At 70.1% G+C, this 14,380-nt stretch carries 11 protein-coding genes; 4 read left to right on the forward strand and 7 right to left on the reverse strand.

Annotation, left to right across the window (positions count from 1 at the left end; all coding sequences use genetic code 11):
• Window positions 1-27: 27 nt before the first annotated feature.
• From ACZ7OO_RS33340 to ACZ7OO_RS33350, 3 genes are all read left to right on the forward strand, one after another.
• Window positions 28-234 carry a ferredoxin gene (locus ACZ7OO_RS33340; protein ID WP_471510580.1) on the forward strand — a complete coding sequence of 69 codons (207 nt, stop codon included), beginning with the start codon at window positions 28-30 and terminating at the stop codon, window positions 232-234.
• Window positions 231-1,385: an NAD(P)/FAD-dependent oxidoreductase gene (locus ACZ7OO_RS33345; protein WP_471510582.1), complete on the forward strand. Its 1,155-nt coding sequence runs from the start codon at window positions 231-233 to the stop codon at window positions 1,383-1,385. The genes ACZ7OO_RS33340 and ACZ7OO_RS33345 overlap by 4 nt, the downstream gene beginning before the upstream one ends.
• A 583-nt stretch (window positions 1,386-1,968) precedes the next feature.
• Window positions 1,969-5,736, forward strand: coding sequence for a S8 family serine peptidase (locus tag ACZ7OO_RS33350; protein ID WP_471510583.1), 3,768 nt, complete (start codon window positions 1,969-1,971; stop codon window positions 5,734-5,736).
• Window positions 5,737-6,129: 393 nt separating this feature from the next.
• On the opposite strand, the gene ACZ7OO_RS33355 is transcribed toward ACZ7OO_RS33350, so the two are convergent.
• Together ACZ7OO_RS33355 and ACZ7OO_RS33360 are read right to left on the reverse strand one after the other, a co-directional pair.
• Complete coding sequence (locus tag ACZ7OO_RS33355) at window positions 6,130-6,507, reverse strand: fic family toxin-antitoxin system, toxin component (RefSeq protein WP_471510585.1); 378 nt, start codon at window positions 6,505-6,507, stop codon at window positions 6,130-6,132.
• Window positions 6,507-6,746, reverse strand: a complete 240-nt coding sequence (locus ACZ7OO_RS33360) for a hypothetical protein (protein WP_393844016.1) — start codon at window positions 6,744-6,746, stop codon at window positions 6,507-6,509. The genes ACZ7OO_RS33355 and ACZ7OO_RS33360 overlap by 1 nt, the downstream gene beginning before the upstream one ends.
• 190 nt (window positions 6,747-6,936) lie before the next feature.
• Between ACZ7OO_RS33360 and ACZ7OO_RS33365 the strand changes: the two genes are divergently transcribed.
• Complete coding sequence (locus tag ACZ7OO_RS33365; RefSeq protein WP_471510587.1) at window positions 6,937-8,562, forward strand: CehA/McbA family metallohydrolase; 1,626 nt, start codon at window positions 6,937-6,939, stop codon at window positions 8,560-8,562.
• A gap of 654 nt (window positions 8,563-9,216) precedes the next feature.
• On the opposite strand, the gene ACZ7OO_RS33370 is transcribed toward ACZ7OO_RS33365, so the two are convergent.
• From ACZ7OO_RS33370 to ACZ7OO_RS33390, 5 genes are all read right to left on the reverse strand, one after another.
• The gene (locus ACZ7OO_RS33370) at window positions 9,217-9,420 is read right to left on the reverse strand and encodes a cold-shock protein (RefSeq protein WP_469801825.1); all 204 of its coding nucleotides are present in this window, start codon (window positions 9,418-9,420) and stop codon (window positions 9,217-9,219) included.
• A 511-nt stretch (window positions 9,421-9,931) separates the two neighbouring features.
• Window positions 9,932-11,269, reverse strand: a complete 1,338-nt coding sequence (locus ACZ7OO_RS33375) for an ABC transporter permease (RefSeq protein WP_471510589.1) — start codon at window positions 11,267-11,269, stop codon at window positions 9,932-9,934.
• Window positions 11,266-12,006, reverse strand: coding sequence for an ABC transporter ATP-binding protein (locus ACZ7OO_RS33380; protein ID WP_471510590.1), 741 nt, complete (start codon window positions 12,004-12,006; stop codon window positions 11,266-11,268). The genes ACZ7OO_RS33375 and ACZ7OO_RS33380 overlap by 4 nt, the downstream gene beginning before the upstream one ends.
• Complete coding sequence (locus ACZ7OO_RS33385; RefSeq protein ID WP_471510592.1) at window positions 12,003-13,412, reverse strand: peptidoglycan-binding protein; 1,410 nt, start codon at window positions 13,410-13,412, stop codon at window positions 12,003-12,005. Before ACZ7OO_RS33385 ends, ACZ7OO_RS33380 begins: the two co-directional genes overlap by 4 nt.
• A complete protein-coding gene (locus tag ACZ7OO_RS33390) occupies window positions 13,409-14,335 on the reverse strand; it encodes a hypothetical protein (RefSeq protein ID WP_471510593.1) in 927 nt (308 codons plus the stop codon). The genes ACZ7OO_RS33385 and ACZ7OO_RS33390 overlap by 4 nt, the downstream gene beginning before the upstream one ends.
• Window positions 14,336-14,380 lie beyond the last annotated feature (45 nt).

Raw genomic sequence — 14,380 nt, forward strand, 5'->3', positions numbered from 1 at the left:
ACCCAAGAATTTTTCGGAGATCAGTTCATGAATGTCACGGTTGAAGAAGACAAGTGCGTCGCCGCAGGACAGTGTGTCGTGGCGGCACCCGAGGTCTTCGACCAGCGGGATGACGACGGTGTCGTGATCCTGCTTCAGGAACAGCCGCCCGCCGACGAGTTCGAACGAGTGAGGACGGCCGCGACCATCTGCCCCGCCGCCGCCATCCGGCTGGCGGAGTCGCTGCACCCATGACCGCCGACGTTCTGGTGGTCGGGGCCTCGATCGGCGGACTCACCACCGTGGAGACGCTGCGCGCGCGGGGCTTCCGCGGCACCGTCCAGGTCGTCGGCGCGGAGAGCCGGGTGCCCTACGACCGGCCGCCGCTGTCCAAGAAGGTCCTGTCGGGCGTCTGGGACGAGGAACAGATACGTCTCCGCGGTCCGCAGGAACTGGAAAGGCTGGACGCCGAGTTCCTGCTGGGCCGCCGGGCGGTACACCTCGACACGGAGGCTCACACCGTCCGTCTCGACGACGGGCGCACCCTCGGCTACCGCCGGCTCGTCCTGGCGACGGGGCTGACGCCACGCCCGCTGCCCGGCGCGGACTCCCTGCGCGGAGTGTGGGCCCTGCGCACCTTCGAGGACGGTGCCGGGCTGCGTGCCGACCTGCTGACCGCCCGCAGTGTCGCGGTCGTCGGAGCGGGGGTCCTCGGGTGTGAGATCGCCGCGACAGCACGGCAGATGGGCCTGCACGTCTCACTCATCGACCCGTCACCGGTGCCCATGTTCCGTCAGACGGGCGCCCTCCTGGGCCGGCTGCTGCACCAGCTTCACACCGAGCAGGGCGTGCGGGTGCTCACCGGAAGCCGCGCCACCGGCCTCGTCGACGACAGCGGGCGGGTCGCCGGGGTGACCGTCGATGGCGGCGAGACCGTTCCGGCGGACGTCGTCGCGGTGACCATCGGTTCCACTCCCGCGACCGACTGGCTCATCGGCAGCGGACTGACCCTGGGCGACGGGATCGTCTGCGACGAACGCGGCCGAGCGGCGGCCGACGTCCACGCCGTAGGAGACGTGGCCCGCTGGTCCGACGGCACGACCGGCGGCAGCAACCGCCTGGAGAACCGGACCAACGCCGTGCACCAGGCCAGGTTCGTAGCAGCAGACATCACCGGCGCCCAGGACGACTTCCAGCAGATCCCCTACTTCTGGACAGACCAGTACGACATCAGAATGCAGGTGTTCGGCTCGCTCCCGGCGGATGCCGACGTCCGGCTGATCGAGGGCACCCCCGAATCCCGCAAGTTCGTGATGGTCGCCGAGAAGGACGGGCGGCCGGTGGCCGTGGCCGGCTGGAACAGCGCCAAGGCGGTCATGGCCGCCAAGACCGCCTACCTGAGCTGACACCACCGCTTCCAAGCGCCCTCGCCACGCCATACGGGCCGGGCGGCGACGCCCCGCAACGACCGCAGCCCCTCGGCCCCCCGCCGTGCCGGCGGTAGCCATATGTGTCCCCGTGGTGCCGGACCGCAGTCCGCTCGCCGGGCTCAGGGTGCATCCGCAAAGGCCCAGGGGCTCTCCGGACCACCCGTCATCAGGAACGACGCGGCTCGGGAGGACACGATCGGTCGATGCCACCGAGGGCCGCCTCGTTGACGGCGGCCAAGTGGCTGCCCGGACAACGGGATTGACGTGACACCAGGTTCACTGCGTGCGAACATCGGCGCGACCGCTGCGGCGGCGCCCTCTGACACGTGTGCCAACCAGGCGCGACACCCTTCCGTTACATCAACCTGACACGAATCTGATCTCCAGCGGCTTCCGTGGGTGTGACTGATCAACTATGTCCGCACGAGACGAGTTGACGACGAGCCATGTCGGCGACCTCTCGCCCCTCAGGCTGGCACGGAACCGGCAGAGCCCCGCGTGGGCACCTGCGCCGGCGGCGCTGAAGGCGTCCGACATTCAGCCGTGACGGAAAGGCACCATGAGACAACGGAGAACAGCGGCGTTGCTGCTCGGAGTCGGCACCCTGACGGGACTGCTCGTCCCGCCGGCCGACGCCGCGGACCACGCCCCGGCCGGCGAAGGGTCTCAGACGACTCCCGCCGGAAGCATCGAGAAGATCACCCTGATCACGGGTGACACGGTCCGCTACCGGCGGACCGGCGACACCGTCGAAGTGATCAGCAGCACTCCCGCCGCACAGCGGCCCCAGATGGCGTTCGGCCGGTACACCGAGAACGGCCACGAGTACGTCATCCCCCAGGACGCGTGGGGGGCGGTGGCGCGCGGGCAGGTGGACAAGGAACTGTTCGACATCACCGCGCTCGTGGCCCAGGGGCTCGACGACCGGCACACCGACCGCATCGGTGTGATCGTCACGGGCAAGGCGGGTACCGCGCCGAAGGCGGCGGCACCGTCCACCGCGAAGGCCACCCGGACCATGCCGCGCCTCGGCGCACGGGCGTGGTCGACGGCGAAGTCGGACGCGGCCTCCCTGTGGGCCTCACTGACGAACGAAAAGGGCGACACCGCGACGAACGGTCGGCGCGCCGTGCCCGCCCCCCACACGAAGATCTGGCTGGACGGCGTCATGCACTCCACGCTGGACGTGAGTGTGCCGCTGATCGGCGCGCCCGCGGCCTGGCAGCACGGCTACACGGGCGAGGGCGTCAAGGTCGCCGTGCTCGACACCGGCATAGACTCCGCGCATCCCGACCTGGCGGGCAAGATCGAGGCGGCCAAGAACTTCTCCGACGCGGCCGACACCGAGGACCACGTCGGCCACGGAACACACGTGGCGTCCACCATCACCGGAACCGGCGCCGCGTCCGGGGGCCGGTACCGGGGTGTGGCGCCCGGTGTACGGCTGCTGAACGGCAAGGTCCTGAACGACGAGGGATCGGGCTACGACTCGTCGATCCTCGCCGGCATGGAATGGGCCGTGCAGCAGGGCGCGAAAGTCATCAACATGAGCCTCGGGGGCAACGCTCCCGGCGACGGGCACGACCTGATGTCCACCGAGGTCAACCGGCTCTCGGCCGACTCCGGCGCGCTGTTCGCCATAGCCGCGGGCAACGCGGGCGGTGACCAGACGGTGTCGTCGCCCGGGGCCGCGGACGCCGCGCTGACGGTGGCGAGCACCACCAAGCAGGACGCCCTGAGCTCGTTCTCCAGCCGCGGTCCGCGGTTGGGTGACTTCGGCCTGAAGCCGGACATCGCGGCGCCCGGACAGGACATCGTCGCCGCCCGCGCGCCCGGCGCCTTTCCGCAGCAGCCCGGTGACAGCAACTACGTCTCCCTGTCGGGTACTTCAATGGCCACTCCGCACGTCGCGGGGGCTGCCGCGATCGTGGCCGGTGAGCACCCCGACTGGACTGGACAGCAGATCAAGGCCGCGCTGATGGGCTCGGCGACCGTACTGAACGGGATCAACGTGTTCGGGGACGGCGCGGGCCGGCTCGACGTGGCCCGCGCGACCGCGCAGAACATCCACACGCTGACCCCTTCGCTGAGCTTCGGCCGGATAGCGTGGCCCCACGACCCGGCCAAGCCGACCACCATGCAGGTGAGCTACGCCAACGACGGGGACACCCCGGTCACCCTCGACCTGAGCCTGTCCGTGACGGACCTGTCCGGCAGGCCCGCTCCCGCCGGTCTCTTCTCGGCCGAGCCGTCCCTCACCGTCCCGGCGCACTCCAGCGCCGCCGCGACCGTCCGTCTCGCGGCCGGGCCCGAGTCCACCGGCTCCTTCCAGGGACGCCTGACGGCCACTGCCGGGGACACCCGCCTGGTGACCCCGCTCGCCGCCCAGGTACGGGAGCAGACCCACACCGTCACCCTGAACGTACTGGGTCGCTCGGGTGAGGCGTTGGGACCCGATGACGGCCTGATCGTGCTGCAGAACGACGCCACCGGAGCCCAGTACCCGGCGACCGACAGCGCGGACACCATCAAGGCGGAGGTGCCCGAAGGCACCTACCGTGTGCTGGGTCTCGGAATCTCGCCCGAGCACAACGGCTGGTCGACCGCCCACTTCGCGCTGGACGGCCTGCGCGTCGACCGCGACCGCACGGTCCTCCTCGACTCGCGCAAGGCACAACCGCTCACCGCGTCGGTGGACGACCCGGCCGCCCGGCCCGACGCCTACAGCGCGTTCGTCACCACACAGTCGCTCGTCGCCAGTGACGACGCGTCGAGCGAGCTCGACCTGACGAGCAACTACCGCCGCCAGTACGTCCTGTCCGCCAAGGCCATTCCCGGAGTGACCCTCTCCTACAGTGCCTCGTGGGCCCCGCCGCAGAACCGGGTGACGACGCTCGGCAGCCATCCGTTCGAGGTCGGCGACGTGCAGGACCCGCAGACGGCCGGCTACAAGGGGGACGTCACCGGACAGCTGAAGGACATCGGCAAGGAGACCGACCCGGACCGCATCGGCGACGTCTCCGGCAAGGTGATCCTGATCGCGCCCGACTTCACGGACGATCCTGCGGAACCGCCGACGCAGGACCAGTACCGCACACTGGTGGCCGAATTGAAGGCCAGGGGCGCCAAGCTGGTGCTCAGCGACGGCACTGTCCGGTTCACCGACATCCTGCCCGTGCTGTACGTGCTCTGGCCCGAGGACATCCAGGGCCTGCGGGACAGCGCCGCCGCGGGGAAGCGGGTGCACGTGGTCGGCAAGCCGGCCAGCCCCACGCAGTACGCCGTCTTCAACGCGGTCAGGTCCGGCCTGCCCCACGGCCAGGCCTGGCACTTCGACAAGGCGCGGATGGCCCGCGAGGACACCACGTACCGCAGCGCGGCGGGCGGCAGACTCCGCGGCACCGAAATACTCCTCTCGCACGATCCGGTGACCGGTCTGTCGAACGCCATGGAGCAGGGCTTCGTGTTCCCCCAGCCCCGGGTGAAGTACTTCACGCCGGGCGTGTCCTGGATGGAGTTCACCGATGAAGGGGTGAACGCCGACGGTACGTACACGACGGCCGAAGTCAGCTCCGCGACCACGTACCGTGCCAGGCAGCGCACCAGGAGCGCCTGGAGTTCCGCGCCCTTCGGCCCCCGGCTGCCGCAGGCTCCGACGAGCCGGCAGGACGGCAAGCCGGTGCCCGTCGTCTACCGGGACGGCGACCGCCTGGTCACCCACGTCCCCGTGTTCAACAGCGCCAACCCGCTCCACACCACGGCACCCACAGTCGATGAGAACTTCGCGAACCTGGAGCACGGCACGACCGAGCTGTTCGAGAGCGGCAAGAAGGTGGGCGGCTCCGACATTCCGGGCGTGGCTGACTTGACCGTGCCCGCGGAGCCCGGCACCTACCGGCTCGTCACCACGGGTACGCGGCCCTCCATCCTGTCGCCGGCCGTCAGGTCGGAGTGGACGTTCACCACCGGGCACACCGAAGACGGCGTCCGCACGCCGCTGGATCTGCTGGACCTCGGATTCGTGCTGCCTCTCGACGGATACAACAAGGCGTCGGCGGGCAAGAAGCTCACCGGGGCGGTGACGGTGCGGCACCAGCCGGGTTCGGCGGGAACCTCCCCGGTCCGTACGGTCGGCGTGGACGTGTCGTACGACAACGGCAAGACCTGGCACCGTGCGACGGTCAAGAAGACCGGTCACGGAACCTGGTCGGTCTCGATTCCCGGGGGCGGACGCCCGGGCGGCTTCGCCACCCTGAGGGCGAGCGCGGTCGACAAGGCCGGGAACCGCGTACGGCAGACGATCACGCGGGCATACGGCCTGCGCTGAGACGGCGGGTGCCCGGCCGGTCGCCCAACGGGGGCCGGCCGGGCACCCTGGGTCCGTGGCGAGCGCCGCGGTCCGGCCGCCGCTTTGATCGGCGGAGGTCCGCTGCCCGCACGCCGAGTGGGGGCGGCAGGCAGTGTCTCCGCGCATCCGAGCGGCTCGCCCGAAACCTCGGCGCCGCCGTCACGCACGCCTGGCACCTGGCGATGCCGGAGAAGGACGGAGCCGAACTCCAGAGAGGGCCCGGGGCGGCGTGGCGGCTCGTGGCTCACCTCGCAGCCGTCGGTGTGCTCGCCTGCCTGCGAGAGCACGGTCATCGGGCGGGTGGGCCCGGAGTCCGCGAGGCGTACGACGGCACCGAGCGTGAAACTGTCGGTGGTGTCCACCACGGGTTCCTCAGGTGGCGGTCGGCCACGTTCGCAGCAGGGTCGCGATCTTCCCGGCGGTGCAGGCGGGGTCGAGGAGCAGGTCCTTGAGGGCGACGGCGTCCTCGCGGGCGGGCTTGACGGTGATGCCGACGGCTTCGAGGTACATGACCGCGGACGCCGCGGCCACGGCCAGATTGGAGCGCTCCAGCCAGCGGCACCGGCCCAGCGTGAGCACCAGGGCGGCCGCCTTGGCGTAGGGCCCGCCGTACACGGGCTGCTCGAACAGTTCGGCCCGGTGGCGGGCGACCGCGGAGACGGGGACGCCATAGTCGTCGGGGGCCGGATCGTCGGCTCCGGCGGCCTCGGCGACCTGGAGGATCCAGGGAACGTCGATGTTCAGATCCATCAGGCGGCGCGCACTCCCCGTCCCGACTGCTGCGCTTCCTCGGCCTCGTCGAAGACGTCCTGGTGTTCGGCCAGGAAGCGGGCGGCCGCGTCCACCGCGCGGGCGCGCAGCCCACTGGTGTCGTCCTGTACGAGCCTGGCGAGGTAGTCGCCGATGCTCAGTCCCAGGTCGGCGGCGCGTTTCCGCGCGAGTTCCGCCACGTCCTCGTCCACGCGCGCGCCCAGCTGTGTCTTCGTCATGGCGCCATGGTAACAGCTGTTACCGTATCTCGGTGGGGGCAGTCCGCCGGGCGGTAAATCAGTCGCCCGCAGCGGTAGATGTTCCGCTGGCAATTGCCAATTCGGCTTCCCGTTACTCACCCGCCGTTCACGACACCCCTGAACAGTCGGCGCGAATCCATGTAGCGACCACACACCATGATGAGGGCACATGTGTCTTGACGGACATTGCGAACACGAGGTGGACGTCCTCCACGTCGAGCAGACCGGCGAAGCGACGAGCCCGCCCGGACGCCGCCGCTTCCTGGCCGCGGCTGCCGCCGGTGCCGCGGCGCTCACCCTCGAGTCGGTCTCCTTCGCGCAGAGTGCCGGCGCGGCGGTGCAGAGCACGCCGCCTCAGACAGGCGAAGTGTCCCGGACCATCAGCGGGCATCTGGACACCGGCGTAGCGGACTTCGTCTACCTGCCGGTCGAAGTACCGCAGGGCGTGCAGAAGATCTCCGTGTCGTATTCCTACGACAAGCCGGTCGTCCCCTCCGGCACGCCGGGCAACTCGTGTGACATCGGCATCTTCGACGAGCGCGGTATCGCACTCGGCGGCCGCGGCTTCCGCGGATGGTCCGGTGGCTCCCGAACCTCGTTCGAGATCACCAACAGCGAGGCCACACCGGGATATCTCCCCGGACCCGTCGGCCACGGCACGTGGCACATCGTGCTGGGCCCCTACCAGGTGGCACCCCAGGGACTGAACTACCAGGTGCAGATCACCCTGACGTACGGCCCGGCCGGCCCCGCCGCCCCGCGCCACTACCCGCCGCAGCGTGCCAAGGGACGCGGCCGTGCCTGGTACCGCGGAGACTGCCACCTGCACACGGTCCACTCCGACGGCAAGCGCCAGCCGTCGGAGGTGGCGACGGGAGCGCGTGCCGCCGGCCTGGACTTCATGGTCTCCACCGACCACAACACCTCGTCCGCCCATGCCGTATGGGGCGACTACGCCGATTCGGACCTTCTGATCATCACCGGTGAGGAGGTCACCACCCGCAACGGACACTGGCTGGCTCTGGGCCTGCCTCCCGGCGACTGGATCGACTGGCGCTACCGTACCCGTGACGACGCGTTCCCCCGCTTCGCTCGGAAGGTGCGCCGCGGCGGCGGTCTCGTGGTTCCGGCTCACATGTACTGCGCCTACGTCGCGAGCCAGTGGAAGTTCGGCTTCGACGACGCCGACGCCACCGAGGTGTGGACCGGCCCGTGGACGTACGACGACGAGCACGCCATCAGCACCTGGGACCAGAAGATCGGCGAAGCCGTCCGCTCGGGCGGGCGGTGGATCCCCGCCATGGGCAACAGCGACGCGCACAGCGAACCGCAGGTGATCGGCCTGCCGCACAACGTCGTCCTCGCAGAGGACTTGAGCACCGACGCCGTCATGGACGGTATCCGCGCGGGACACAGCTGGATCGCGGAGTCCTCGGCCGTCCAGCTCACGTTCACCGCCAGCGGGAACGCGCGCCAGGCGGGTATCGGTGAAACGCTGACAGTACCCGCCGAAACTCCCGTGGACATCCGGCTGGACGTCAAGGGCGTCCCCAACGGCACCGTCCGCTTCATCACGGACGAGGGCCAGATGCACCAGGAGTCCGTGAACGCCGCGGGCGAAGGCACGGTGGTGTGGCGTACGACGGCCTCCCTGGCCGCCTACGTCCGCGCCGAAGTACGTCACCCGATGGCGAACGGGTCGCCGGGACAGGGCAACACGATGGGTGACGCCCTGATGTTCGGCCCCATGGCCGCCCTCACCAATCCCATCTTCCTCACGCCGGCCCCTCGCTGACGGACCGGGGGACTACGGCTCACCGGGTCCACCGGCAGAACACTTCCGGGCAACCGGACATCGCGAGAGCTCTGCGAGCGGTTCCGCTCGCGGAGCCCGCTGGTGACAGGTCACTCCAGGCAGAGGCACTGCCAGGGCCCTCCCCTACAGGCCGCGGCGTCCCCTCTCATGCCTTCTCCCTCACGGCGGCTGTCCCCACCCTCGCCGGGTGGACCTGCCGTGCAGGTGCCCAGGCATGTGACGCAATGTGTCCCAGCGGCAGGAAGGCCCCAAGTGCCCTGATCTGCGGGTGGAGCGGGAACCCGAGGTGCGCTTCCAGGCCGTGCTCTCCTCAGTGGTGGAGGGTCATCGAAGGGCCGCGTGGTGTCATGCGGTGACTCCGGGACGCGGCGCCGACGAAGCTGCGCTCGTCACCAACTCACCAACTCGGTTTACTCACAGGAGGATTGGATTCGTTGTCCGCACGCCGACCATGCACACGTATGAAGAACATGTGAACCTGACCGCCCCCTTCGCGCGTGTACCTGATGACCCGTAAGTAGACGCAGGGCGGTCGCGGGGCGGACCGGGGCCATCGACCGGCCGAGCTGCCGACCCCGTGCCGGTGCGATCACCTCGCACATCGGCACCGGCACGGGCCGCAGCCGGCAGGCGTCAGCCGCGGACGATGTTCTCGGCCTGCGGACCCTTCTGGCCCTGCGTGACGTCGAACGTCACCGGCTCGCCCTCGATCAGCTCCCGGAACCCGTTGCCGGAGATGTTGGAGTAGTGGGCGAAGACGTCAGGACCACCACCGTCCTGGGCGATGAAACCGAAGCCCTTCTCGGCGTTGAACCACTTCACGGTACCGCTGGCCATACTGCTGTCCTTCGATATCGCCGAGGGGGCTGCCCCGGCTGGTCTGCATGACGGGGCCGCCCACGGCGGGGCGACACCCGGAACCGTTCTACCCCATCGACCGGCCGTTCTACTCCGCCGACCGCCATACTCACTTCAACCGCCACCCGCGCACAGCGAGCTCAGAGGTGACACACCGACGCCATCACCGACGAGCACACATCGCGGCCTGCCACAGCCCCGGCAGGCAGCCGAGCGCGGTTCGGCCCGGCCCTGGGTATCGCGGGTCAACAAGCACCCGGGTCCGTGGCGAGCCCTGCAGCCCGGCCGCCGCCCCCGAGGGCCAGGGGTCCGTTGCCGCACGACGGCCGGTGCACGTCAAGGTGGTGGCGGGCGGTCAGCGGCTCCGCGCCCGAACCGGCTCGCCCGGTAGCTCAACGCCGCCGTCCAGGCGGTGCTCCCCGCAATCGGAGGCCGCGCGGTGGACGGCGGCGGCACTCACAGGGCCTTGCGGGCGGCCGGGGCTGCCGCTTCAGGACGGTGAGCGCAAAGCGTCCGCCGGTTCCATGCGGGCGGCGCGCAGCGACGGGTACAGGCCTGCCAGGAGGCCCACGAGGGCGCCGGCCACCGGAGCGCCCAGGGCGAGCCGGAAGTCCAGGACGGGGGTCCACTGCTTCGCGGCCGCCACGCTGACGACCACCACCACACCGAGGGCGGCGCCGACGATCCCGCCGAGCAGCCCGATCGTGGTGGACTCCGCGAGGAACTGTCCGGCCACCTGGCGCCGTGAGGCACCGAGGGCGCGGCGCAGCCCGATCTCGCCGACCCGCTCCATCACCGTGACGAGCGTGACGTTGGCGATGCCGATCGCACCCACGATGAGCGATACCAGTCCGAGCACGATGAACAGGCCGTTGACGTCGCCCTGCACGCCCTTCTTCGCCTTGGAGAGGTCCGGCGGGGCGAGCACGGTGAGGGAGTCGGCGTGCCCTGGCGACAGGGCGATCGGGGCCTGGTGCGCGACCTGCCCGGCCGCGCCGAGGGAGGTGTTGATCAGAACCCGGGTGACGTCCTTCAGGCCCATCCGGTCCGCCCCCGTGGTCGGCGGCAGCATCACGGAGACGGACAGGCGCTGCTCCCGCTGGAAGCCGCCGAGCACACCGATCACCGTGAAGGACTGGCCCTTGAAGAAGACGGCGGGAGCCCGCCGTACGTCGTCGATGCCCAGCAGCCGCGCCGCCTGGTCGCCGAGGACCGCCACCCGGGCGTGACGCTTGATGTCACCGCTGTCGAAGAAGCGGCCGCTGGTCATGGTGGCGCGGACCGCGGCGGGCAGATTCGCGGTGGCCGAGACGACCGGCATGGTCTGCCCGCTCACCGTACCGGGCGCGATCACCTCGTTCGCCCGTACCTGGACGTTCGCGGTGTCGTCGGAGTCGGAGAGCGCGGCGGCCGACTCGACTCCGGCGAGACGACCGACCGCGTCGACGCCCGACCACCGCACCAGCGCGGGATCGAGCGAGCCCGGCGCCGGGGTCGGCACCACGACGGACACCGAGGTGGCGGTGAGGGCGTCGAAGCGGCCGACGATCTGGTTCGCCGCCGTCGCTGCCACACCGATCGTGATGACCAGCGTGCCGATGCCCAGCACCGTGCCCAGGGTCGTCAGCATCGAGCGGACCGGACGGGCGAGTACCCCGGCCAGCGACTCCGACCACAGGTCCCTGGGATCCATCCACGGCCGGTCGTGCCGGTCGCTCCGCCGCGACCGGCGCAGCCGCGGTCGGCCCTGCCCGTGGCGGCGCCGGGTCGAGGAGTCCTCCGTGCCCGGCGAACCGGCCACGGAGGCGTCGGGCGTACGGACTGTCATGCGCTCTCCTGACTGAGCCGTCCGTCGTTGATCCGCACCCGTCTGCTCGCCCGCTTGCTCACGGTGTCGTCGTGTGTGATCACGAGCAGCGTCATGCCCTGTGCCTGCAACTGGTCGAAGAGTGAGAGCACCGACTCGGTGTTCTCGCTGTCCAGGTTGCCGGTCGGCTCGTCGCACAGCAGCAGGGCGGGCTCGCCCATCAGAGCGCGGGCGATGGCCACCCGCTGCCGCTCGCCGCCGGACAGCCGCGTGGGCAGGAAGCCGAAGCGATGTCCGAGCCCGACCCGGGCCAGGGCGTCCCGGGCGCGTTCGCCCCGGGTGCCGCGCCCACGACCGGGACGGGGAGCCCGGTAGGTCTCGGCGAGCATGACGTTCTCGTCCACGGTCCGGTACGGCAGCAGGTGAAAGGACTGGAAGACGAAGCCGATGCGGCTGCCGCGCAGCGCGGTCCGTTCCAGGTCGCCGAGGGCGTTGGTGAGCACCCCGTCCAGCCAGTAGCTGCCCGACGTCGGCCGGTCCAGCAGGCCCAGGGTGTTGAGCAGCGTCGACTTCCCGGAACCGGAGGGCCCGACGATCGACAGATGCTCCCCGCGCCGGACCGTCAGGTCCAGGTCCCGCAGGGCGTGCACCGGTGGTTCGGAGTCGAAGACCCGGTTGAGCGAGCGGAGTTCGATCACGGTGTCCGGGTGCGGTGCCTCCTCCGGGATCGCCGGGGCCGGTACGGGCTTGCGTCTCACTGCCCGACCACCACCTGGTCGCCCTCGGCCAGCGTGCTGCCGTCCGGGGTGACCTCGACCTGCCCGGCGGCGGAAAGGCCCACCTTGACCGGCACGTCGACGACCTTGCCGTCCCGCTGTACCCGTACGCCGGCCTTCCCGTCGGCGGTGGTGTGCACCGCGGCCAGGGGCACCACAAGAACGGCACCCTTGGAGGAGCCCAGGTCGACGGTGACCTTGACCGTGGTGCCCGCCTGGTTCTTCAGTGCTCCGGGCTCGGACACAGAGATCACCAGCTGCACCGGGGCGGACGGGTCGCCGGAGCCCGCGTCGGTTTCCTGGCCCCCGTCGGTCCCGTCCTTTGCGCCGTCGCCCGACGGAGCGGAGCCGCCGACCTGTGCCAGCTCGCCGGTGACGTGTTTGCCGTCCGTCGTCTCGATCCGGGCCGGCATGCCTTTGTGCAGCAGGGCGCCGTCCGTGCCGGGTACGACCGCCTGCACCACGACGTCCGAGCTCGTCACCGTGGCGACGGCCCCCGCCGGGTTGTCACCGAGGTGCACCTTGACCTTGCCGACACGGACCGGCAGGTCGGGCAGGAAGACGACCTCGCCGGCCGGGACCTTGGTGCCGTAGGCCGCCTTGAACGAGCTGAGCGCTTGGTTCGCCTGCTGCAGCTGCTCCTGCGCGGACTTCAGTCCGAGCTCGTGCTCGGCGTCGGAAGAGGACGGCGTGGCGGCGCCACCATCGCCCTTGCCGCCCCCGTCCCCGCCGTTCTCGGCCTGAAGCAGCGCCAACTGTGCGTCTGTCACGCCCCTTTCGAGGTCGCCGAGCTGCGTCTGATCGTCGGCGGTGGGCTTCTGGGCCTGGAATCCCTTGCCCTCGTACCACTGGGTCACCGCCGTCGCCGTGCCCTGGCCGTAGTGCCCGGTGACGCCCCCCGGGTCGTGACCGAGCCTGCGCAGCGCGCTCTGCAACTGCTCGACGTCGTCACCCGAGACACCCGGGCCGAGCGTCCGGTACATCGGCACCGAACCCCGCAGCACGAACACCGGACGTCCGCTGACCTGCATCAGTACGCTGCCCTCGGTCAGCACGGCCCCTTCCTTCGGAGCCCTGGTGACCAGAGGGGTGCTGGTCTCCTCCTTCGACGAACCGGCGGAACCCACGGGCCCGGACAGCGAGATGGACTTCGACGCCCCGAACTCCACACTGCCCTGGGTCACCACGTTGGCGGTCAGCTTCTGGCGCGCCACCGCGACGGTGACCGGCCCGGACTTCGGCGGTTGGTGTGCGGCCAAGGCGTCGGCGGGCGACTGCATCTGCGTACCGGCGAACCAGCCGCCGGCGCCGACCAGCGTGACCACGCCGACGATCAGTGCGACCTGCCTGCTGCGGCGCTTGGGGCCGCGGGGGAAACGGATGTTCATCCGGTGACATCCTCGAAGGGGTGCTTGGCGAGCTTGGGGAAGTACGCGGCCCGGAAGTCCTTGCCGCACTCCAGGTCCTTCTTGGCGAGGTCGATCTCGTGCGTCAGCTTGGCGGTGGCCTCGCTCTTGCTGAGGCTCAGGATGCCGTTCGGCGGCATCTGATTGCCGACCTGGAACTTCACCATGTCGCCGATGGCTGTCGGCTGCGTGGTGGTGACGTTGATCCCGTCGTTCGTCAGGCAGCTCGCGAACTGCTGTGCGAGTCGGACCAGTTCAGGGTCGCCGTTGAGGGCCTGCTTCGCGGCGCGGGCACGCTCCCCGTCCTCGGCCGCCTGCTTCTCGATTTCGGCCTGGGACTTCTTGGGCCCGTAGGCCTTGTCCTCGGCCTCCTTCAGGCAACCCGTCAGGACAACCTTGTGATTCCCGACGAGTTTCTTGCCCCCGAACGCCGTGTCATAGGCCTTCTTCTGGTCCGGTGTGAGGGTCTTGAGATATGCGGAGTCCGGGTTGGTGTCCTTGTTGTTGTACGCCTCGCTGCCCCACACGTTCGGGTCGTTCCGGTAGACGGCTCCCGCGTAGATGCCGAAACCGTACTTGTCCCGGAACGTCTTCGCCGCTGCGTAGTCCTGCCCGTCGACCCCCTTGAGCGCATCGCCGTCCTGCGACACGTGCGGGGTGTACGTGAAGCCCTTGGCCCGCATGCACGCGGCCCTCGTGTTCTGATCGACGTACTCCCTGCGGGTGTCCTCGTTCGCATCCCCCGGAATCGCCAGCAGACCCTTGGCGGAGGAGGCCGAGGACGATGTGCTGCCGCCCGAGGAGGCCGACGCGGACGCGGACGGGCCGTCGCCGCCCTGGGAACATCCGGTGAGCGCCAGCACACCGGCAACCGCCAGCGTCGGCCACGCCGCACCCCTGAGCATAAATGACATATTATTGCACCATTTCAATAGATTGATGTTGTTGGA

Source organism: Streptomyces sp. NPDC111744 (assembly GCF_055634995.1).